Raw genomic sequence first — 21,248 nt, 5'->3', positions numbered from 1 at the left:
CTCCTTACTTATCGTCGCGCCGGTTTCTTGCTGAGAATATGGAGACTGGGGCATCGCCGGACTCGTCCAGCCGGGGCTTGTCGGTTCCCTTCAAGCGGTTCCAAACACGGGGACTCGTGGCCACCATGTGCTCTTCCACCCGTCCCATTGCCTCGCGGAGCTTGGACCACTCCTGCTCGGTGTAGCGCTCCGAGACAGCGGCCATGCGATCTTCGCCGCGGCCCAACGTGCGATGGTGGAGCAGCTGGGACACGATTCGACTCTCGCCAAACAGGAGGGCCGCGTAGCGACCAAGCGTCCGGCGCAGATCGTGCAGGGTCAGACCAATGTCCACCTCTGCCCGCAGATCGAGCAACCCCGCGTCCCGCCGCACGTTTGCCACGATGCTCTTACTGTCCGAGTAATGCCCCGTCGTACTTCGGTCCGATCGGGCGGGAAACACAAACATCGTTTTGGCCAGCGCGCGGCGTGCCCTCTCCACCTCTTTTTCCAGCCGGTCCAGCAGATCCCGACGTGCACGCCTGGCTCGAGCGGCGTCCAACACTTCTTGCGCGTCCGCCAAGTCTTGCTTGAGCTTGGTTTCGTCCGTGCGTTCGTCGTAACGCCGCTGCAAAATCTTTTCAGCAAAGTAGGCCACCGGCAGGTAGCGCTCCTCGCCATTCTTGGTGTCAAACAGGTAGACCTGAGAGCCTGCCCGCCTCGTGTAAGGGTTGACCTCATCCGGTGCTGCCAACCAGACCCAGGACACCTCCGACTGGCGCAGCTCGCCCGGGGAGCACCGGTCAAACCAGCGCAGGGGAGCGGCCTCGCCGCGGCGGGTGCCCCAGAGCAAGGTCAGCAGCAAGTAGTCCGCGCCGGTGGCGTTCAAGCCGCCTTGCTCGTCCCGCCTGGCCAAGATCACCTTGAGGACCGTGGGAAGCGTCTCGTCCCCCAACGGGTTGCGCACCTCGGCACGCTCGTAGTGGCGGCGCAGCGTTTGCGAGTCCCGCAACATGTCGTCGTCGTGGATGACCTGGAACGGGTTGTAACGCAGCACCGGCTCCCGCTGCTGCTGAGCCGCCGCTTTGCGTTCCCGCTTCAGCATCAGGTCGACCGCCCTCTTCGCGTCTGTGAACGCGTGCTCGGTCGACGCCAAACCGGCCGCTTTGACTCGCTGGATGTACTTCCCGGTCACGCCCAACGCTTCGAGCTGTTGCGTGGAAAGCGCGGCCCAATCCGGCTGATCAGCCAGCGCTTGGCGCATCGGGGTGGGGATCCGGTTGGAGCGCACCATGGACGATCGCCGCAGGCCGTCGAACGCACGGTGGATGTCCTTGTCCAAAAGCTGAAGAATCGGCTTGTCCGCCAGCCCGACTTCCGGGCGAGCAAACCGCGCCAAGCTGTCTTGGATGGCCCGGATGCTGGCGGGCTTGGCTTTCTTGTTGCGAACGCGCTTCTGCAGGTCTTCAACGTAAGCCGTGAAGCAGTCCGCCAGCGTGAGCCCCTTCAGCTCCACCAGCTGCTCGGCTCGGGCCTCTTCCTTCGAAGGATGCTCGCCCGTTTCTCGAACCACCGCCAACTTCCGTCGCGCCAGTTCGTAAGCTTGCTCCGGTCCGATGTCGGTGACGCTGCCCAGGGAGAACCGACGAACCCCCGCAGGGCCTCGGACCACAACTTCATAGGTGGTGCGGGTGGTGCCCACGTAGAAGCCAAAGCCCGTTGGCGCCCCCTGATTGCCGTCCAAGACGCGGTAAGGCTTCCCGGCGTCTGCCGACGGACGTTGGGCGATGACCACCCTGCCCTGCTTGCCTTCGACCGGGCCCTTAGCCACGCTCAGTTCGCAGATTTGCCGGTAGGTCAGCTTAAACTTGGTGCCTCGGCGGCGCGGGGCCTCTGCCTGCGCCGCAACAACCGTATCCATGGTCGATCCGCTGTCTGTCCGTCGCAACATCGATTTGATCCTCTTTGATTGATCAGCGCAACAGCGGCGCAACGAAGAACCCCGTTACTCGCCGTCAGCTGCCGGGATCGACCGCTACAAACCGTAGGAAGTTCTCTTGCAAACCACTGATTCAAAAGCGAAACCGTCTGCATCGAAGGCCAGTGCAGAGCACACGCCCCTCATGAAGCAATTCTTCGCAGCCAAGTCCGAGTACCCGGACCTGCTGCTGTTCTTCCGCATGGGCGACTTCTACGAGCTGTTCTACGACGATGCGCGCAAGGCCGCGCGCCTGCTCGACATCACCCTGACCCAGCGTGGCAGCTCCGGCGGCGCACCGATTCCGATGGCCGGCGTGCCGGTGCATGCCTACGAGGGCTACCTGGCAAGGCTGGTGGCGCTGGGCGAGTCAGTGGCGATCTGCGAGCAGATCGGTGACCCGGCGCTGGCCAAGGGCCTGGTCGAACGCAAGGTGGTGCGCATCGTCACCCCCGGAACCGTCACCGACGAAGCGCTGCTGGACGAGCGCCGTGACACCCTGCTGATGGCGCTGTCGCGCACGAAGCAGGGCTACGGCCTGGCCTGGGCCGACCTGGCCGGTGGCCGCTTCCTGGTCAACGAAGTGGAAACCGACGACGCCCTGGAAGCCGAACTGGCCCGACTGGAGCCGGCCGAGCTGCTGGTGCCCGACGAAGAAAACTGGCCGGAATTCCTGCGCCAGCGCACCGGCGTGCGCCGTCGCGCCCCCTGGTTGTTCGACGCCGACAGCGGCCGCCGCCAGCTGCTGAACTTCTTCAAGCTGCATGACCTGAGCGGCTTCGGCATCGATGACAAGCCGCGCGCGACCGCTGCCGCAGGTGCCCTGCTCGGCTATGTCGAGGAGACCCAGAAGCAGCGCCTGCCGCACCTGACCTCGATCGCGATGGAAACCGCTGGCGAGGCGATCGCGATGAACGCCGCCACCCGTCGCCACCTGGAACTGGACACGCGCGTCGACGGTGATACCCGTAATACCCTGCTGGGCGTGCTCGACAGCACGGTGACGCCGATGGGCGGCCGCCTGCTGCGGCGCTGGCTGCACCGCCCGCTGCGCCTGCGCGAGGTCCTGGTACAGCGTCACCATGCGGTGGAAACCCTGATCGACCGCGGCAGCGACGCCGATATCCGCGAACAGTTCCGCCGCCTGGGCGACCTGGAACGCATCCTCACCCGCGTCGCGCTGCGCTCGGCGCGCCCGCGCGATTTCTCCACCCTGCGCGATGGCCTGGGCTTGCTGCCCGCCGTGCGCGAGGTGCTGGCGCCGCTGGATTCGCCGCGCCTGCAGGCCCTGCACGCCGCGCTGGGCGAGCATGACGCGTGCGCGCAGCTGCTGGCCAGCGCCATTGCCGAAATGCCGCCACTGAAGCTGAGCGACGGCGGCGTGCTGGCCGACGGCTTCGATGAAGAGCTGGACGAGCTGCGCCGCCTGTCCACCCATGCCGACCAGTTCCTGGTGGACCTGGAACAGCGCGAACGCGAAAGCAGCGGCATTCCCACCCTGAAGGTGGGCTACAACCGCGTGCACGGCTACTACATCGAGATCAGCAAGGGCCAGTCCGACCGTGCGCCGGTGCACTACACCCGCCGCCAGACGCTGACCAATGCCGAGCGCTACATCACCGAAGAACTGAAGGCGTTCGAAGACAAGGTGCTGTCCGCGCGCGACCGTTCGTTGTCGCGCGAGAAATACCTGTACGAGCAGCTGCTGGACACCCTCGGCGAACAGCTGGAACCGTTGAAGCAGTGCGCCGCTGCGCTGAGCGAACTGGACGTGCTGGCCGCCTTCGCCGAGCGCGCGCAGGCGCTGGACTGGTCGCGGCCGGAACTGGAAACGGCACCGTGCCTGAAGATCGAGCGTGGCCGCCACCCGGTGGTCGAAGCGGTGCGTGAGCAGCCGTTCGAACCGAACGACCTGGACCTGCATCCCGACCGTCGCATGCTGGTCATCACCGGCCCGAACATGGGCGGTAAATCGACCTACATGCGGCAGAACGCGCTGATCGTGCTGCTGGCCCATATCGGCAGTTTCGTGCCGGCCAGCCGCGCTGTGATCGGCCCGATCGACCGCATCCTGACCCGCATCGGCGCCGGCGACGACCTGGCGCGCGGGCAATCCACCTTCATGGTCGAGATGGCCGAGACCAGCTACATCCTGCATCACGCCACCGCCCATTCGCTGGTGCTGATGGATGAGATCGGCCGCGGCACCTCCACCTACGACGGCCTGGCGCTGGCCGACGCGGTCGCACGTCACCTGGCCTACCAGAACCGCTGCTATACGCTGTTCGCGACCCACTACTTCGAGCTGACCGCGCTGGCCGACGAACAACACGAGGGCGGCCGCAGCGGCATTGCCAACGTGCACCTGGATGCAGTCGAGCACGGTGAAGCGCTGGTGTTCATGCACGCGGTGAAGGATGGCCCGGCCAACCGCAGCTTCGGCCTGCAGGTGGCGGCACTGGCCGGCCTGCCGCGGGCTACTGTGGCGCAGGCGCGTCGCCGCCTGGCCGAGCTGGAACAGCGCGGCGGTGAAAGCCACGCGGCCGAACTGGCACCGCAGGCACTGGATGCACCGCAGCAGTTCGGCCTGTTCAGCGCGCCGTCCAGCAAGGCGCAGGAAGCGCTGGCGGCGATCGATCCGGACGAGTTGACGCCGAAGCAGGCGCTTGAGGCGCTGTACCGGTTGAAGACGCTGCTGTAACCGCGCCCGCTGGCAGGCCTGGGCCGAGCGCGGGCAGGGCTCTACAACTCACGCCCTGCCTGTAGAGCCGAGCCCATGCTCGGCTCCACAACGACCCCGTCGCGCTCTGTCTGTAGAGCCGGGCCCATGCTCGGCTGCCTTCGCATTCCCGTAGTGCACGCAGCGTTATGCTCGGGCCGTCCTTCCTTCACAGAACAGAGACTGCCATGAACACCGAATCGCTCGCTGCATCCCTCTTCCAGCAGCTGCAGCAGGGCCAGGGCCTGCAGCAGGTGTCCCAGCAACTCGGCCTGGACAGCAGCCAGACCGCCCAGGCCGTCGGCAGCGCCCTGCCTCTGCTGCTCGGCGCGATGGGGCAGAACGCCAGTGAGCCTCAGGGCGCGCAGTCGCTGCTCAACGCGTTGCAGCGCGACCACAGCGGTGGCGGCGGTTTCGACCTGGGCGGGATCCTGGGCGCGGTGATGGGCGGGGGCGGCAGCGGCGCCACCGATGGCGCCGGCATCCTCGGCCACGTATTCGGTGGCCAGCAACCGCAGGCGGCACAACTGCTCGGGCAGAAGACCGGTCTCGACAGCGGCACTTCGGGCAAGCTGCTGGCAATCCTCGCCCCCATCGTCATGTCCTTCCTGGCCCAGCGCTTCGCCCAGGGTGGCAACGCAGGCCAGCTGAGCCAGGCATTGGGCCAGGAAACGCAGCAGTCCGGCGGCATCGGCAACCTGCTCGGCGGCGTCCTGGACCAGGACGGCGACGGCCAGTTCGGAGCCAGTGACTTGATGAAGCTGGGCGCGGGTCTGCTGAAGCGTTGATCGGACACGACCGTCCTAGTCAGACGGCTCCATAGTTCGCCACTATCGCATCGGTTGAATCAATCGAATTTACCCATTGGTAGGCGCCACCTATCGTGGTCAGGCCTCCCCCGATTCCACCTTTCGCCAGTCCACAGGTAGAGACCCATGAAAAGCGAAGCGAAGTGCCCGTTCAACCATGCCGTCGTCGGCGACGCGACGACCAACCGCGACTGGTGGCCGAACCAGTTGCGCGTGGACCTGCTCAACCAGCATTCGGCGCGCTCCAATCCGCTCGATGCCGGCTTCGATTACGCCAAGGCCTTCAAGGGGCTGGACTACGCCGCGCTGAAGGCGGACCTGAAGGCGCTGATGACCGATTCGCAGGACTGGTGGCCGGCCGACTTCGGGCACTACGGTGGCCTGTTCATCCGCATGGCCTGGCACAGTGCCGGCACCTATCGCATCGGCGACGGCCGCGGCGGCGGCGGTCGTGGCCAGCAGCGCTTCGCACCGCTCAACAGCTGGCCGGACAATGTCAGCCTGGACAAGGCCCGGCGCCTGCTGTGGCCGATCAAGCAGAAGTACGGCCAGGCCATTTCCTGGGCCGACCTGCTCATCCTCACCGGTAACGTCGCGCTGGAATCGATGGGGTTCAAGACCCTGGGCTTTGCCGGCGGCCGCCCCGATACCTGGGAGCCGGACCAGGATGTGTACTGGGGCCGCGAGACCACCTGGCTGGGCGGTGACGTGCGCTACAAGCATGGCTCGGAAGGCGTTGAAGAGAACCATGGCGTGCTCGTATCCGATGACGATGCCGACGGCGACGTGCACTCGCGCACGCTGGAAAACCCGCTGGCCGCAGTGCAGATGGGCCTGATCTACGTCAATCCGGAGGGGCCGGATGGCAACCCGGATCCGGTGCTGGCCGCGCATGACATCCGCGATACGTTCGGCCGCATGGCCATGGACGACGAGGAAACCGTCGCGCTTATCGCCGGCGGCCACAGCTTCGGCAAAACCCACGGTGCCGGCCCGGCCGACAACGTCGGCAAGGAACCGGAAGCCGCCGGGCTGGAAAACCAGGGCCTGGGCTGGGCCAGCAGCTTCCGCAGCGGCAAGGGCGGCGACGCCATCACCAGCGGCCTGGAAGTGACCTGGACGCGCACCCCGGCGCAGTGGAGCCACGATTTCTTCGAAATCCTGTTCGGCAACGAATGGGAGCTGAGCAAGAGCCCGGCCGGTGCCCACCAGTGGGTGGCCAAGAACGCCGAAGCGGTGATTCCCGACGCGCACGACCCGTCGAAGAAGCACCGCCCCACCATGCTCACCACCGACCTGTCGCTGCGCATGGATCCGGCCTACGAAAAGATCTCGCGCCGGTTCCTCGCCGAGCCGCAGGCCTTCGCCGATGCCTTCGCCCGCGCCTGGTTCAAGCTGACCCACCGCGACATGGGCCCGCGCGCACGTTACCTCGGCCCGGAAATTCCGGCCGAACAGTTCATCTGGCAGGACCCGCTGCCGGAAGCACAGCACCCGCTGATCGACGCCAAGGACATCGCCGCGCTGAAGCAGCAGATCGCCGCAGCGGGCCTGAGCGTCGCCGAGCTGGTGTCCACCGCATGGGCGTCGGCTTCGACCTTCCGTGGTTCGGACAAGCGCGGCGGCGCCAACGGTGCGCGCATCCGCCTGGCGCCGCAGAAGGACTGGGAGGTGAACCAGCCGCAGCAGCTGGCCAAGGTGCTGGCCGCGCTGGAAAAGGTGCAGGCCAGCTTCAATGCCGGCGGCAAGCACGTGTCACTGGCCGACCTGATCGTGCTGGCCGGTGGCGTAGGTGTCGAACAGGCGGCCAAGGCCGGTGGCCATGAGGTCAGCGTGCCGTTCACCCCGGGCCGCACCGACGCCAGCCAGGAACAGACCGACGTCGAATCGTTCGCGGTGCTCGAGCCGGTCGCCGATGGCTTCCGCAATTACCTGAAGGGCGCCTACAGCGTGCCCGGGGAGGCGCTGCTGATCGACAAGGCGCAGCTGCTTACGCTGACCGCGCCGGAGATGACCGTGCTGGTCGGCGGCCTGCGCGTGCTCGGTGCCAATGCCGATGGTGGCAAGCACGGCGTGTTCACCACGCGCCCAGGCACGCTCAGCAACGACTTCTTCGTCAACCTGCTGGACATGGGTACGCAGTGGAAGGCCACCGGCCGCGAAAGCTACGAAGGCCGTGGCCGCACCGACGGCGCTGTGCGCTGGACCGGTACCCGCACCGACCTGGTGTTCGGCTCAAACGCGGTGCTGCGCGCATTGGCCGAGGTCTATGCCAGCGCCGATGGCGAGAAGAAGTTCGTGCAGGATTTCATCGCCGCCTGGACGCGGGTGATGGAACTGGACCGCTACGACCTGCACGGTTGAGGCGTTCGGGGTAGTCGCCGGGCATGGCCCGGCGCTACCGGCGCGCTCAACCGGGTGCGAAGCGTCGGTTCGCATGCTCTCCGCAGCAGTACGCCATTTCGGCTGGCGTCCCGCAGCGCCTGGACGCAGGCACGGTCCGGCGAGCTCTCGTTGAAGCCGCTGCCACCGCGCTGCGGCGTATCCCGGAAGGTGATGTCGCCGGCGAACGCCGGGGCTGCGTCACAGCGCGTCGATGTCCCCCAGCGCGCGGATCAACCGGCGTGCGCGCTTGTCCGGCTTGTGCTCCGGCGGCTGGAACCCGTCACGCGCGGCGATGCGCAGCGCACGCTGTTCGGCACGACGTGCCTTGGAGGCCTCGCTCTCGGCATACAGCTGCTGCGCCGTCGCTGCGGGCCCGCGCTGATCGCTCAGGCCGAGCACCTGGACCTCGAAATGCTCTTCACCACGGTCGACCTGAAGCTGCTCGCCCACGCGCACCGCGCGTGAGGATTTCGGACGCTGCCCGGCAACGCTGACCTTGCCGGTCTCGATCGCCTGCTTGGCCAGGCTGCGGGTCTTGAAGAAACGGGCCGCCCACAACCAGATGTCCAGGCGGACACTGGGTGACAGCGGGGAAAGCTCGGGCATGGGGGCAGGCTACTCCAGTGGCTTGTTGAGGGGACGCGGGTTGTCCGGGTCGGCCCGGCAGCCGGTGCCGCCGATCAATGGCCGCACCCCGGAGGCCAGGTCCTGGCGCTGGCTGCCGACCAGGCACTCGGGACGGTCGGTTGGCCGGATCTGGGTATCACCCAGCCGGTCGTCCATCGAACATGCGGCCAATACAGCGCTGATCAAGGCCAGCGCCAACCTCCGCTCCACCTGCAGTCGTTGATGCATTGCCACATCCCGCAAACCGGCTTGGTGCTAGTGTGCGCCTCCCGGGATTCGATCACCACTCCATGGCCAAGGCACCGCTTGACCTGACCTCCGGCCCGATCGGGCGCAATCTCCTGTTGTTCTCCCTGCCGATCCTGGCGGGCAACATCGCGCAGTCGCTGAACGGCTCGGTGAACGCGGTCTGGGTCGGGCGCTTCCTCGGCGAGGCGGCGCTGACCGCCACCGCGAACGCCAACAACATCATGTTCTTCCTGATCGGCTCGGTGTTCGGTTTCGGCATGGCCTCCACCATCCTGATCGGCCAGGCGATCGGCGCGCGCGACATCGCGCAGGCGCGGCGCGTGGTCGGCACCAGCGCCACCTTCTTCATCGGCCTGTCGGTGATCATCGCCCTCGCCGGCTGGTTCATGGCCCATCCGCTGCTGGCGGCGATGGGCACGCCGGCTGCTTCGCTGCCATTGGCGGAGGCCTACCTGCAGATCATCTTCCTGGCGATGCCGACGCTGTACGCGTTCGCCTTCCTCACCGCCGCGCTGCGCGGTGCCGGTGATTCGCGCACGCCATTCCGTTTCCTGATGGTGTCGGTGGCGCTGGACATCGTGCTGAACCCGGTACTGATCTTCGGCATGGGGCCGTTCCCTGCGCTGGGTATCGCCGGCTCGGCGTGGGCCACGCTGGTCGCGCAGACGCTGTCGCTGGCCGGCCTGCTGCTGTACATGCGGCACAAGCGCCACACCCTGTGGCTGGGCCGCGCCGACATGCGCCTGTTCAAGCTCGACATGACCATCCTCAAGGCGCTGGTGGTCAAGGGCGTGCCGATGGGCCTGCAGATGGTGCTGATCTCGCTGTCGGTGATCCTGCTGATGACCATGGTCAACCAGTACGGGACCGACACCGGCGCGGGCTACGGCGCTGCCCTGCAACTGTGGAACTACCTGCAGATGCCAGCGATGGCGATCGGTGCAGCGTGCTCTTCGATGGCCGCACAGAACGTGGGGGCGCAGCGCTGGGACCGCGTGCGCGGCACCGCGCGCCAAGGCGTGCTGTTCAACTTCCTGCTGACCGGCGCGTTGATCCTGCCGCTGGTGGTGTTCGATCGCCAGCTGCTGGCGCTGTTCCTGCCACCGGCCAGCCAGGCGCTGGAGATCGCGCGCCACCTCAACCACGTAGTGATCGGCTCGTTCCTGTTCTTCGGCGTCAGCTTCGTGATCTCCGGCGTGGTGCGCTCCACCGGCGCGGTGATTCCGCCGCTGCTGATCCTGGCCGGCTCGCTGTGGGGCGTGCGCGTGCCGTTCGCCGACCTGCTGCAGCCTTACTGGGGCGCCGATGCGATCTGGTGGAGCTTCCCGGTCAGCTCGCTGGTGTCGATGCTGCTGTCGCTGGCGTATTACCGCTGGGGTGGCTGGCGCAAGGCGAAGATGATGGGCAAGCCCTCGCATGCCGAAGCGCTGGCCACGCCCTCGGAGATTCCCGCCTGCCCACCCTCGCCGGTGGCCGACCCGGATGCGGCACTGGAGCCAGCGCCGCCACGTTGAGGTGGGTGCGGACCGTTGGTCCGCACAGGCCTGTCAGCCGAGCATGGGCTCGGCTCTACAGAAGACGGTCAGCGCTTCTTCTTCGCCGCGTTGAACGTCGCCGCCGCGCGCAGCAGCGCCTTGAACGTAGCGGCATCCGGCATCGCGCCTTGATGGATATCGATCGCACGCCGCGTGTTGCCGTCCAGGCTGGCATTGAACAGGCCCTTCGGGTCCGGCAGCGCCGCGCCGTGGGCGAAGGTCAGTTTCACCGCCTGCCTGTAGGTTTCGCCGGTGCACAGGATGCCGTCCTGCTCCCACACCGGCGTGCCGCGCCACTTCCAGGTTTCCTGCACGTCGGGCAGGGCTTCATGGATCAAGGCGCGCACGCGTGCCAGCGTTTCGCCGCGCCAGTCACCCAGTTCGGCGATGCGCGCGTCGATCAGTTCAGCGGCCGGTGTTCCGGCATCGGCAGGGTTCGGTGCATGCGTGACCATCAGCGGCTCTCGTCGGGAAGGGAATCGGAACGTCGGGGTTACATGCGCTCGCCGGGCAACGCGGCGACCTGGCGCACCCAGTCGCGGAACTGCGTTTCATCCAACGGGGCATCTTCGAAGATGTGCAGGTAACGCGTATTGGCGCTCCTGGACGGCTCGGGCGGCACTGGCGCCAGTGCCGCGCCGCGGGAGAACGCCACCTTGATGTAGCGGGTGAAGCAATGGAAGCTGAGAAACCACCCTTCGCCCGGCGCAACCGCATACATCGGCGAGTTCCACTTCACCGCCTTGTGCACGCCAGGTACGGCCTGCTCGATCAATGCATCCAGTCGCGCGCCGATCGCACGTTTCCAGTCCGGCATGGCGGCGATGTATGCCTGCACCGGCGCATCGCCCTCGCCCTTGGCGATCTGCGGGTTGCCACCGGACAGCAGCGTGGGCGCAGTGGAAGGTGCGGTTCGCTTGGCAGGCATCGCACGGCACGGGCATCGGGATGAAGCTGCAGCCTAGCGCGGGCCCGCCGTGTGGTCACGGCGCAGTGCGCCATCGGCTCAGTCTGCCTGCCGTGCGCGGAACCGTCGCCAGTCCGGCAGCTTGCGGTGGCGGCGCAGCGAGCGCATCAGCGCCGCCATCACCATGCCGAACAGCACGCCAGCCGACAGGCCGGCCACCAGCAACAGCGCCAGCGGGCGCTCGCTGCCCTGCCACAGCATCAGCCACATCAGCGCGGTCCAGAACAGCCCGAACAGCAGGCCCTGCACCAACGCGTTGGTAGCAAATCCGGCCAGGATCGGCGGCGGCAGTGCAATGCCCAGGCGCCACAGCAGGCGATGCAGCAGCGGTGCCGACTGCACGCGCGCCAGCCCCTGGCCGTCCAGGAAGCGCAGCGCCGACTGGATCACGGCAGGATAGCGCGGGTTGATGTCGCTCATCACCTGATCGTGGCCGATGCGATGCCGGAAACGCAAACGGCCACCCGAAGGTGGCCGTCGCGGCAACAACCGAAGTTGTTTATCAGGCCTTGTCGGCCAGACGGGCAGCCTTGGCGGCAGCAGCGGCAGCCAGGTCTTCCTTGATGCGGGCAGCCTTGCCTTCCAGGCCACGCAGGTAGTACAGCTTGCCGGCGCGGACCTTACCACGACGCTTCACTTCGACCGAGTCGATGATGGCGCTGTGGGTCTGGAAAACGCGCTCGACGCCGTAGCCGTGCGAGATCTTGCGGACGGTGAACGAGGAGTTCAGGCCGGCATTCTTGGTGGCGATGACGACGCCTTCGTAGGCCTGCACGCGCTCGCGGCTGCCTTCCTTCACCTTCACGTTGACGACAACGGTGTCGCCCTGGCTGAACTTCGGCAGTTCACGGGTGATCTGGGCGGATTCGAATTCCGCGACGATGGACTTGTTCAGCTTGCTCATGGGTTACACCGATTCTTGTTCGGGTGGGCGTGTCATATCGACAACGTGGGCTCATGCAGTCACCGGACTGTGCTGCACGTTTGTTTTGGGTACTGCGCGCGCCAACCGGGGCTGGCGGGAATTGGCCATGATAGCCGATAAAGCCAGCCCTGCGCTAGGGGCTGGCCTTCTGGTTCCGGGCCTGGCGGCCCTGCTCCAGCAGTTTGCGGTCGGCCTTGCCCAGTGCCTGTTCATCCAGCAGGTCCGGGCGCCGCTGGGCGGTCCGGAGCAGCGACTGCTGGCGGCGCCAGGCGGCGATGGCAGCGTGGTTGCCCGAGCGCAGCACCTCCGGCACGTCCCCCAGCGGGTGCTGGGCCGGCTGGCTGTAATGCGGGCAGTCGAGCAGACCGAGGTCGCCCTCGAAGCTGTCCTGCGCCGCCGACTCCGCATCGTTCAGGGCACCGTCCTGCAGGCGGGCCACGGCGTCGATGATCACCGCCGCGCCCAGCTCGCCGCCGGACAGCACGTAGTCGCCGAGGGAGATTTCCTCGTCGACATTGGCCTCCAGGAAACGCTCGTCGATGCCCTCGTAGCGGCCACAGAGCAGGACCATGCGCGGCAGCGCCGCCAGTTCCCGCACCTTGGCCTGGGTCAACGGCGCGCCCTGCGGGCTGAGGTAGATCACCCGCGCCGGGGTTGGATCGGCCTCGCGGATCGCCTGCAGGCAGGCCTGCAGCGGCTCGATCAGCATCACCATGCCCGGGCCACCGCCGAACGGACGGTCGTCCACCCGGCGGTAGTTGCCTTCGGCGTAATCACGGGGGTTCCAGCCATGCAGGCTGAACAGTCCCTTCTCCTGCGCGCGCCCGACCACGCCCAGTCCAGCGGACTGGGCGAGGAACTCGGGAAACAGGGTGATGACGTCGAAACGCATGCTCGCACTCAGAACTCGGGGTCCCAGTCGACCACGATCAGGTTGGCCTCGAAATCGACCGATTTGACGAAGTCCGGCTGCACGAATGGAATCATCCGCTCGCGGTCACCCCGGACCACCACCACGTCATTGGCGCCGGTGCTGAACAGGTGCGAGACCTGGCCCAGGGCGACGCCCTCGGTGGTCTTCACATCCAGGCCTTCCAGGTCCACCCAGTAATACTCATCGGGCTTCGGCGGCGGCAGGGCACTGCGGGCCACGTAGATCTCGGTGCCGCGCATCGCTTCGACCACATCGCGATCCTCGACCCCGGGAAAACGGGCCACCAGGTGCTTGCCGCTGTCGCGGCCGCGTACACCCTCAACCGTGGTTTCCACGCCGGACGGGCTGCGCACGATCCACGGCTGGTAACGGAAAATGGCGGAACGAGGCTCGGTCCAGGACTCGAGCTTGATTTCGCCGCGCACACCAAAAGCGCCGACAACCCTGCCCAGCAGGATGCGGCGCTCGATATCTTTCATCTGCTTCAACCAAGAGGGCCACGCCGAAGCGTGGCCCGTCAGGATCAGGCCGCAGCGGCCTGGGACTTGGTCGCTTCCTTGATCAGGTTGCGGACCTTGTCGGTCGGCTGGGCGCCGTTCTTGACCCAATGGTCAACGCGGGCCAGGTCCAGCTCGATGCGCTTCTCGGCGCCCTGGGCGACCGGATTGTAGAAGCCAACGCGCTCGATGTTGCGGCCGTCGCGCGCGCTGCGCACGTCGGTGACGATGATGTGGTAGAACGGACGCTTCTTGGCGCCGCCGCGGGTCAGTCGGATCTTGACCATGGTGTTTTTCCTATTGCCCAGTCGCCAGGATGGCGAGGTAAGCGGGCGATTATAGCGGCAGATCGCGGCCGGGCCAACCCCGGGGGGTCAGATCGCTTTTGTGCCGCAAAAGCGGGCTGACCCCAAACCCTGCCAGGCCACCGCCGCCAGCACCACCCTGCCCTGTTCAGCCAGCGCCTGCGAGCCGGGCAGGACATGCCCGTCAATGGCCTCCAGCGCCCACAGGCCGCTGGCGTTGCAGGCAAAAGCCGCCTTCACGCCGGCCAGATCGGCCAGCGGCAGCGGCTGAGTGACCTGAGGTCCCGGCCAATGCTGCTTCAGCAGTGCCTCGGCAGTCCCGCGCAGGGCCGGCGCCTGTGGCCAGAGCAGCCGCTCACCATCGTGCACGGCCAGGTTCCAGGTGCTGCCTTCACTCACGTCGCCATCGGCGGTGACAAACAGCGCATCGTCGAATCCGGCCGCCAGCGCCGCGCGGCGTTCGGCGAACAAACCAAACGTGCCGACGTGCTTGATCTGCGGCAGTTCACGCTGCCAGGCCACGCTGCGCACGCGCTTGGCGACGGTCAGCGTCACCGGCGCTGACACCGCCACCAGCACGTCCACCGGCACCGCCGCCAGCGGATTGCGGAAATCGAAGCGGCGCGAGTACACCGTCACCCGCAGCGAGGCATCGACCTGCCCTGACTGCTGCAATGCCTGCGCCATCCATGCCTGTACCTGCACCGTGTCCAGTTCGCTGCCGAACAGTTCGCGCGTAGCCTGTGACAGCCGCGCCAGATGCAGGTCCAGCCCCTGCACTGCACCACCACGCACCTGCAGCGAGGTGAAGTGGCCGTAATTCACCAGCGCCGGCAGGAGATCCTTCACCTGCGCCGCCCGGCCGTTGCAGCTCACCATCATGGCAGCAGTGCCTGCGCCTGTTCCCACATGCCGCGCAGCACGTCGGCGGCCGGCTGCGCCGGTGCCATCCACGCCGACTGCCCGGCCCAGGCCTGCATCGCTGCGAGACGATTGTCCTGCGCCGCCTGCCTGCGCATCGGGGCGGTCAGGCCGCGCTGCACCGGGTATGGACGCGGCGCGGGGGCGCCTTCTGCGGCAGCGGCGCGCACATAGGGCGTCGCCAGGCCACGGCCCAGGCGACCACTGAAGGCGCGGGTCGGCCAGGTATCTTCCGGTTCGCTGGCGGCCAGCCCATCGGCCCACGCCGAAGCGATCGCCGCTTCCGGCGTGCGCAGGAAGGCGGTGCCGATCTGCACCGCACTGGCACCCAAGGTGAGTGCGGCAGCGATGCCACGGCCATCGGCGATGCCGCCGGCGGCAATCACCGGAATCTGCAGCTGATCGGCCAGGCGCGGCAGCAGCGCAAACAGTCCCACCAGCTGGCGCTCGGCCATCGCCGGATCAAAGGAACCACGATGGCCGCCGGCCTCCGCGCCCTGCGCCACCACCGCGTCGGCGCCGGCGTCCTGTGCCGCGCGCGCTTCGGACAAGGTGGTGGCACAGGCGATCCAGGCGATGCCGGCGTCCTTCAACTGCTGCACGTGGCGCGGCAGCAGCACGCCCATGATGGTCGAGGCCACCGCAGGACGCGCCGCCAGCAGTGCGGCGAACTGTTCTTCGAAGTCGGCCGGCGTGGCGTCGGCGGCGCTGGCCGGCACCTCCGGGCCCCATTGCGCGAGGAAGGCGCGGCTGGCGGCCTCGGCGGCAACGTCACGGGCAGGTACAGGGTCCGGCATCCACAGGTTCACCTGCGCCGGACCGCTGGAGGCTGCGCGGAAGTCATCCATCCAGCGACCGATATCGGCCGAAGAGGACAACACCGCGCCCATTGCGCCCATGCTGCCGGCGTTGGCCAGCGCAGCCGACAACGGTACCGGGCAGGCACCGGCCATCGGTGCCAGCAGGATCGGAACGGAAACGCCAAAGCGCCGGCAGAACGCCTCGGCGCGGGAAGCTACAGCGGAACTCTGCATGACGGCCCATCGTTTCGGACAGGCCCCCATGGTGCGCGCAGGACAGGGGAAGAGTCGAGCCTGCTGCCCGACGGCCTGCTGCGGCGCTTGTGCGCCGCCGCCCGAGCGTGGGCCCGGGCGCTACATCAGATTGCGGACGGGGCCGTCATCAACGGAACGGCATGCCGCGGCCGCCCATGGCGCCCATCATGCCCTTCATGCTGCGCAACATGCCCTTCATGCCACCGCCGGCCATCTTGCTCATCATCTTTTCCATCTGCATGTACTGCTTCATCAGCTTGTTGACGTCGGCCGGCGTCACGCCCGAGCCCTTGGCGATGCGCGCGCGGCGCGAGCCGTTGAGCAGGTTCGGATTGCGCCGTTCCTTCTTGGTCATCGAGCTGATGATGGCGATCATGCGCGGCACTTCCTTGCCCTGGCTGACCTGCTGCTTCAGATGGTCGGGGATGTTGCCCAGGCCCGGCAGCTTGTCCATCAGGCCGCCGATGCCGCCCATGTTCTGCATCTGCTCCAGCTGGTCACGCATGTCGTTCAGGTCGAATTTCTTGCCCTTGGCGACCTTCTCGGCCAGCTTGGCGGCCTTGTCCTTGTCGACCTGCTGCTCGACCTGCTCGACCAGCGACAGCACGTCGCCCATGTCGAGGATGCGGCTGGCGATACGGTCCGGGTGGAACACGTCCAGGCCTTCCGGCTTTTCACTGACACCGACGAACTTGATCGGCTTGCCGGTGATGTAGCGCACGCTCAGCGCGGCGCCGCCGCGGGCGTCACCGTCGGTCTTGGTCAGCACCACGCCGGTCAGCGGCAGGGCATCGCCGAAGGCCTTGGCGGTATTGGCCGCGTCCTGGCCGGTCATGGCGTCGACCACGAACAGCGTTTCGGCCGGATTCACCGCAGCGTGCAGGGCCTTGATCTCGGCCATCATCGCTTCGTCGATGGCCAGGCGGCCGGCGGTATCGACCAGCAGCACGTCGACGAACGACTTGCGTGCATCGTCGATGGCGGCGCGGACAATGGCTTCCGGCTTCTGGTCGGCACTGGACGGGAAGAACAGCACGCCGACCTGCTCGGCCAGGGTCTTCAGCTGTTCGATCGCGGCCGGACGGTAGACGTCGGCCGAGACCACCATCACCTTCTTCTTGCGCTTTTCCTTCAGGTGCTTGGCCAGCTTGCCCACGGTGGTGGTCTTGCCGGCGCCCTGCAGGCCCGCCATCAGGATGATGGCCGGAGCGGGCACATTGAGGTTCAGGTCGCTGGCTTCGGCGCCCATCACCGCTGTCAGCTCGTCGCGCACGACCTTGATCAGCGCCTGGCCCGGGGTCAGCGACTTCAGCACTTCCTGGCCGACCGCGCGCACCTTGATTCGCTCGATCAGGGCCTGCACCACCGGCAGCGCAACGTCGGCCTCGAGCAGCGCGATGCGCACTTCGCGGGTCGCCTCGCGGATGTTCTCCTCGGTCAGGCGGCCACGGCCACGCAGGCGCTCGATGGTGCCGGAAAGGCGCTGGGTCAGGGACTCGAACATGCGGCGCAACCTGTCTGAAAGCGGGGGACAATAAGGCAGACAGTATAACGGGTCCGGCTGTCTCCCCGGACTGCGGCCACGGGGCCGTCGCCAGCATCACGGGGGTATGCGAAACTGCAACGATGACAATCGTTCTCATCGCCGTCCTGCTCTACCTGGTTGCCAGTGCCCTGCTGGTGCGCGCGCTTGGCCGCGATGAGACGACCGGCTCCCCCATCTGGCTGTGGCCGGCCCTGCCCGCCATGCTGCTGCACGGCGGCTACCACGTGATGGTGGCGATGCGCACCAACGGCGGGCCGGACATGCACTTCTTCGCCGCACTGTCGCTGGTCGGCCTGGGCATGGCCTGGCTGACGTCGCTGGTCGGCGCGCGCGGGCGGATGTCGGCGCTGGGCGTGGTGGTGTTCCCGCTGGCCGCCGTGCTGCTGCTGGCCTACCACGGTTACGGCCACGAACCGAGCAAGGTACTGGGCTGGCGCCTGGCCAGCCACGCCTGGCTGGCCCTGCTGGCCTACGCCACGCTGAGCATCGCCGCGCTGCTGGCGATCATGCTGTGGCTGCAGGAACGCGCGCTGCGCCGCCGCGAGTTCCGGCCTTGGCTGCGGGCGCTGCCGCCGCTGGCCGACCTGGAATCACTGCTGTTCCGGGTGATCACCGTCGGCTTCGCGCTGCTGACCCTGACCCTGGTCACCGGGGTGCTGTTCGTCGACGACCTGCTGGCGCAGAAGCTGGTGCACAAGACCGTGCTGAGCGTGCTGTCGTGGATCGTGTTCGGCGTGCTGCTGATCGGCCGCCGGCGCTACGGCTGGCGCGGCATGAAGGCGGTGCACTGGACGCTGGCGGCGATGCTGTTGCTGCTGCTGGCCTTCTTCGGCAGCCAGTTCGTGATCGAACTGGTGTTCGGGCATTCGCGATAGGCGGTGTGCCGACCAACGGTCGGCACCCACCGGCGCTACCGTCAAGGCTGGGCCAGGATCTTCCGCACCGAACGACCACTGTTGGTGACGATGTCATCAACCTGCCAGCACCCCTGCCCGCGGCGCACCATCGGCAGGCGGGTCAGGTAGGCCTTCTTCCACACCGAATAGCGCATCTCGACCTGGCCGGCGGAGGCCGAAGCCTCCTTCCAGCTGTAGCGCACCGGGGTTTCGATGTCACCGTCCTGCGCATCCAGCCACGGATCCGAATCGATGGTGCAGATGCCCTCTTCGCGCTGCTGGCAGGCGCGCTCTCCACGCAGTGCCTTGCCGAAGGCAGGGCTGACCAGCGCCGGGGGTGGCTCCAGCAGATCACCATCGCCCGTCGTTGCCTCGTAGAAGGCGCGGGCCACCGCCTCTGGTTCCTGGCAGGCGGGTGACGCCTGCACGGCAGGGGCCAGCAGCAGCCCGGCGATCATCAACATCCCTGTCTTTCGCATGTATTTTTCCCTGAGGTAGTGCCGGCCGCGGGCCGGCAATACAGGATCTCCCGGTGCTGCCGGCCAGCGGCCGGCACTACCCGATATCCGGCCTACAACCCGTAACGCTCGATCACGTCCAGATGCGGCTGGCGATCCTGGTCACAGGCTTCAGCCAGGCGCAGCCAGCAATGCGGATGCGGCCAAGTCGCGGTGTGCTGCTGCAGGAAGCGGTGCAGTGCCAGCGGTGCGTGGTCCTGCGGCTGGGCCACGGTGAACAGCAGGCCGGGCAGCGTACCCTCTTCCACATCGGGGTCGGTGACGGTGTAGTCCGGCCGGCTGTGTGACCACACCTTCCAGCCCTGTGCTTCGGCCGCCTCGACGAAGGCATTCCAGGCCTCTTCGCCCGGGTGCGCGCCATCGATCATCCAGCTGCGGGCGAAGCCGCCGCGCTCCAGCACATGCACCTGCGCATAGGTCGGGATGAAATGCTCGCGTGCTTCCTCCTCCTCTGGTGCCGGATGCACCAGCGCGGCATCGAACACCACCCAGTCGCCCACCTGCTGGGCGCGGTTGGACGGCGCGTTCTCGACGATGCGCGCGGTCACCGGACCGCTGCGACGGGCGTAGTACTCCATCGGCTCGCCGTTTTCTTCACTGCGGATGATCACCCAGCCCCACGGCTCCTCTACCACGCCGTCCTGGCTGGACAATTCCATGCCAAGCGCCGCCGCCGAGCGGCGCACGGCGTCCCAGTCGCGCGCGGCGCTGGCTGCGCTCATGTGGTCCCAATGCGCGGCATTGGGCTCGTCCAGCAGCTCCACCAGCTGTGCATAACAGGCCTGGGCCTCGCTGAAACGGCCGGTTTCCATGTACATGCGCGCCAGCGTGCCGCGCGCGCCGTGCGAGCCCGGAGACAGCTCCAGAAGCGATCGGGCCGCCTGCTCCAGCGCCGGCCAGTCGGACACGCGGCGTGCACGCTGCACCTCGCACCAGTGCGCGAACACCGGCACGCTGCCGCGATACAGATCGGCCAGCTGGCGCAGTCCGTCGTCGTCGCCCTGTTCGGCCAGCCAGCGCATCAGCGTGTAGGCCGCGGGGCCATCGTGCTGCACATGGCCGCGTACGAACCGCCACAGCAGCGACCGCGCCTCGGCCTGCGCGCCGCAGGCATTCAGTGCCGAGGCGGCCATGTCGGCCAGCGCCTCGTCATCGGGTAGCTCGGCATGCGCCTGCAGCAACCACTGCGCTTCGCGCTCGGGATCGCGCGACTGGTTCTGTTCGCCCTGCGCGTCCAGCCATGCCAGCAGCTCGCCCGCCGGCACCGGCAGCGGCGCGACGTCCGGCAATGCCTCGATGCGCGCGGCCAGGCCTGCCACCAGCGCCGCAGCACCCCGATCCTGGCGCAGCTGCGCCAGATGGGTGCGGGCCAGTTCCAGCTGCCGCAGTGCGACCCAGCGCGCGCCACGCTGCAGCGCCAGCTCCAGGCTCAGCGCCGCGACTTCGATCAGCAGGCGGTGCGAACCGACCCGTGCGAAGTGCTCGATGATGGTGTTGAAGCGCGTGCCCAGATCCCACGTATTGCGCGCGGGATCACGCTGGCACAGTGCTGCGGCGGTGTTTGCCCACAGCCGCCAGTAGTTCGGGGTCAGCTCGCTCCACGGCACCAGCTGCTGCAGCGCCTCTTCGTCGCGGCCCAGCTGGGCCAGCGCCCAGGCCTTGGACAAGCGACGCGGCACCGTGCAGTTGGCCGGTTCGTACTCCCCGGAGGCTGCCACTTCGGCCTCGCGCTTCTCGATCAGCGCCAGTGCCTCGTCGGCGCGGCCGACAGCGAGCAGGATCTTGATCTGCATCTCGGGGAAGCTGTCGAACACTTCCTTGCCACAGGCTTCCACGGCATCGGCTTGCACCTGCAGGTAATCCAGCGCCTCCTGGCCACGGCCATCATCGAGCAGCGCATCGGCCTTCTCGCAGCTCAGGCACTGGAAACAGGCCCAGCTCGGATCGATGCGGCCAAGGGTTTCGTCGCAGACCTCGATGCGCTCGGGCACCCAGCCCGGGCCATCGATGTTGCCGTAGCAGGCGGCCAAGTCCTGGGTCACGCAGATCGACTGCGGGCATTCCAGGGTGTCCTCGCGGTGCGCGCGCTCGAACAGCGCTACGGCTTCGCCGAGTGCGCTCTCGCCTTCCACGCGGTTGCCGACGCGGTTGCGCAGCGCCCAGTGGCCGACATAGACGTCAACCCAAGGGTTGTCCAGCGCCTTGCCCAGGGCGCGTGCTTCGGGCAGCAGCGCATCGACGCGGTCGATCTGCAGTTCACTGACCTCATCGGCGAGACGGTTCAGCAGGTGCGCGTTCTGCGCCTGGCCGGCCTGGCGCAGGTCACCCTGCAGCTTTTCGACCCAGTTCCAGATGTCCATGGGGGTAATTGCTCCTGTCTAGCGAAGGCTGGATGAGAGGGTG

General features: G+C 67.4%; 20 protein-coding genes. 5 read left to right on the top strand and 15 right to left on the bottom strand.

Annotated elements, in window-relative coordinates; all coding sequences use genetic code 11:
- Positions 1 to 4: 4 nt before the first annotated feature.
- Positions 5 to 1,900, bottom strand: a complete 1,896-nt coding sequence (locus tag ROV93_RS00875; protein WP_312538393.1) for an integrase — start codon at positions 1,898 to 1,900, stop codon at positions 5 to 7.
- A 202-nt stretch (positions 1,901 to 2,102) separates the two neighbouring features.
- Between ROV93_RS00875 and mutS the strand changes: the two genes are divergently transcribed.
- The 3 genes from mutS to katG all read left to right on the top strand — a co-directional run bounded on the left by mutS (position 2,103) and on the right by katG (position 7,849).
- A complete protein-coding gene (gene mutS / locus ROV93_RS00870; protein ID WP_172412125.1) occupies positions 2,103 to 4,658 on the top strand; it encodes a DNA mismatch repair protein MutS in 2,556 nt (851 codons plus the stop codon).
- Between the two features lie 206 nt (positions 4,659 to 4,864).
- Positions 4,865 to 5,464: a DUF937 domain-containing protein gene (locus ROV93_RS00865; RefSeq protein WP_061479156.1), complete on the top strand. Its 600-nt coding sequence runs from the start codon at positions 4,865 to 4,867 to the stop codon at positions 5,462 to 5,464.
- A 147-nt stretch (positions 5,465 to 5,611) separates the two neighbouring features.
- Positions 5,612 to 7,849 carry a catalase/peroxidase HPI gene (gene katG / locus ROV93_RS00860; RefSeq protein ID WP_072166880.1) on the top strand — a complete coding sequence of 746 codons (2,238 nt, stop codon included), beginning with the start codon at positions 5,612 to 5,614 and terminating at the stop codon, positions 7,847 to 7,849.
- A gap of 219 nt (positions 7,850 to 8,068) precedes the next feature.
- Here the strand turns inward: katG and ROV93_RS00855 are convergent, their stop codons facing one another.
- Both ROV93_RS00855 and ROV93_RS00850 read right to left on the bottom strand, forming a co-directional pair.
- Complete coding sequence (locus ROV93_RS00855; protein ID WP_005415742.1) at positions 8,069 to 8,476, bottom strand: RNA-binding S4 domain-containing protein; 408 nt, start codon at positions 8,474 to 8,476, stop codon at positions 8,069 to 8,071.
- A 9-nt stretch (positions 8,477 to 8,485) separates the two neighbouring features.
- A complete protein-coding gene (locus ROV93_RS00850; protein WP_061479154.1) occupies positions 8,486 to 8,725 on the bottom strand; it encodes a hypothetical protein in 240 nt (79 codons plus the stop codon).
- A 62-nt stretch (positions 8,726 to 8,787) separates the two neighbouring features.
- On the opposite strand from ROV93_RS00850, the gene ROV93_RS00845 reads away from it, so the two are divergent.
- On the top strand, positions 8,788 to 10,260 hold the full coding sequence (locus ROV93_RS00845) for an MATE family efflux transporter (protein WP_072166881.1): 1,473 nt from the start codon (positions 8,788 to 8,790) through the stop codon (positions 10,258 to 10,260).
- A gap of 68 nt (positions 10,261 to 10,328) precedes the next feature.
- Here the strand turns inward: ROV93_RS00845 and ROV93_RS00840 are convergent, their stop codons facing one another.
- The 10 genes from ROV93_RS00840 to ffh all read right to left on the bottom strand — a co-directional run bounded on the left by ROV93_RS00840 (position 10,329) and on the right by ffh (position 17,389).
- Complete coding sequence (locus ROV93_RS00840) at positions 10,329 to 10,736, bottom strand: DUF1801 domain-containing protein (RefSeq protein ID WP_072166882.1); 408 nt, start codon at positions 10,734 to 10,736, stop codon at positions 10,329 to 10,331.
- 38 nt (positions 10,737 to 10,774) lie between these two features.
- Positions 10,775 to 11,209: a DUF1801 domain-containing protein gene (locus ROV93_RS00835; RefSeq protein ID WP_072166883.1), complete on the bottom strand. Its 435-nt coding sequence runs from the start codon at positions 11,207 to 11,209 to the stop codon at positions 10,775 to 10,777.
- 78 nt (positions 11,210 to 11,287) lie between these two features.
- Positions 11,288 to 11,668, bottom strand: coding sequence for a DUF6404 family protein (locus ROV93_RS00830; RefSeq protein ID WP_072166884.1), 381 nt, complete (start codon positions 11,666 to 11,668; stop codon positions 11,288 to 11,290).
- Between the two features lie 82 nt (positions 11,669 to 11,750).
- The gene (gene rplS / locus ROV93_RS00825) at positions 11,751 to 12,152 is read right to left on the bottom strand and encodes a 50S ribosomal protein L19 (protein ID WP_005415736.1); all 402 of its coding nucleotides are present in this window, start codon (positions 12,150 to 12,152) and stop codon (positions 11,751 to 11,753) included.
- A gap of 154 nt (positions 12,153 to 12,306) precedes the next feature.
- Positions 12,307 to 13,065: a tRNA (guanosine(37)-N1)-methyltransferase TrmD gene (gene trmD, locus ROV93_RS00820; RefSeq protein ID WP_005415735.1), complete on the bottom strand. Its 759-nt coding sequence runs from the start codon at positions 13,063 to 13,065 to the stop codon at positions 12,307 to 12,309.
- Between the two features lie 8 nt (positions 13,066 to 13,073).
- On the bottom strand, positions 13,074 to 13,586 hold the full coding sequence (gene rimM / locus ROV93_RS00815; RefSeq protein WP_005415734.1) for a ribosome maturation factor RimM: 513 nt from the start codon (positions 13,584 to 13,586) through the stop codon (positions 13,074 to 13,076).
- A gap of 44 nt (positions 13,587 to 13,630) precedes the next feature.
- Positions 13,631 to 13,891, bottom strand: a complete 261-nt coding sequence (gene rpsP / locus ROV93_RS00810; RefSeq protein WP_005415733.1) for a 30S ribosomal protein S16 — start codon at positions 13,889 to 13,891, stop codon at positions 13,631 to 13,633.
- An 87-nt stretch (positions 13,892 to 13,978) separates the two neighbouring features.
- Complete coding sequence (locus ROV93_RS00805) at positions 13,979 to 14,791, bottom strand: aminotransferase class IV family protein (RefSeq protein ID WP_072166885.1); 813 nt, start codon at positions 14,789 to 14,791, stop codon at positions 13,979 to 13,981.
- Entirely contained in the window at positions 14,788 to 15,864 is a 1,077-nt protein-coding gene (locus ROV93_RS00800; RefSeq protein ID WP_072166886.1) for a nitronate monooxygenase, read from the bottom strand. Before ROV93_RS00800 ends, ROV93_RS00805 begins: the two co-directional genes overlap by 4 nt.
- 148 nt (positions 15,865 to 16,012) lie before the next feature.
- On the bottom strand, positions 16,013 to 17,389 hold the full coding sequence (gene ffh, locus ROV93_RS00795; protein WP_005408591.1) for a signal recognition particle protein: 1,377 nt from the start codon (positions 17,387 to 17,389) through the stop codon (positions 16,013 to 16,015).
- Between the two features lie 122 nt (positions 17,390 to 17,511).
- Here ffh and ccsA point away from each other — a divergent pair, with 122 nt between their 5' ends.
- Complete coding sequence (gene ccsA / locus ROV93_RS00790) at positions 17,512 to 18,306, top strand: cytochrome c biogenesis protein CcsA (protein WP_072166887.1); 795 nt, start codon at positions 17,512 to 17,514, stop codon at positions 18,304 to 18,306.
- Positions 18,307 to 18,347: 41 nt separating this feature from the next.
- Here the strand turns inward: ccsA and ROV93_RS00785 are convergent, their stop codons facing one another.
- On the bottom strand, positions 18,348 to 18,806 hold the full coding sequence (locus tag ROV93_RS00785; protein WP_072166888.1) for a hypothetical protein: 459 nt from the start codon (positions 18,804 to 18,806) through the stop codon (positions 18,348 to 18,350).
- A gap of 92 nt (positions 18,807 to 18,898) precedes the next feature.
- The gene (locus ROV93_RS00780; RefSeq protein ID WP_072166889.1) at positions 18,899 to 21,205 is read right to left on the bottom strand and encodes a tetratricopeptide repeat protein; all 2,307 of its coding nucleotides are present in this window, start codon (positions 21,203 to 21,205) and stop codon (positions 18,899 to 18,901) included.
- Positions 21,206 to 21,248: the final 43 nt, after the last annotated feature.

It is taken from the genome of Stenotrophomonas maltophilia group sp. msm4 (genome assembly GCF_032025605.1).
In the GTDB taxonomy this organism is placed as follows: domain Bacteria; phylum Pseudomonadota; class Gammaproteobacteria; order Xanthomonadales; family Xanthomonadaceae; genus Stenotrophomonas; species Stenotrophomonas sepilia.
The sequence above is the reverse complement of the archived record's forward strand: the minus strand, read 5'-3'. Positions and strand labels throughout refer to the sequence as shown.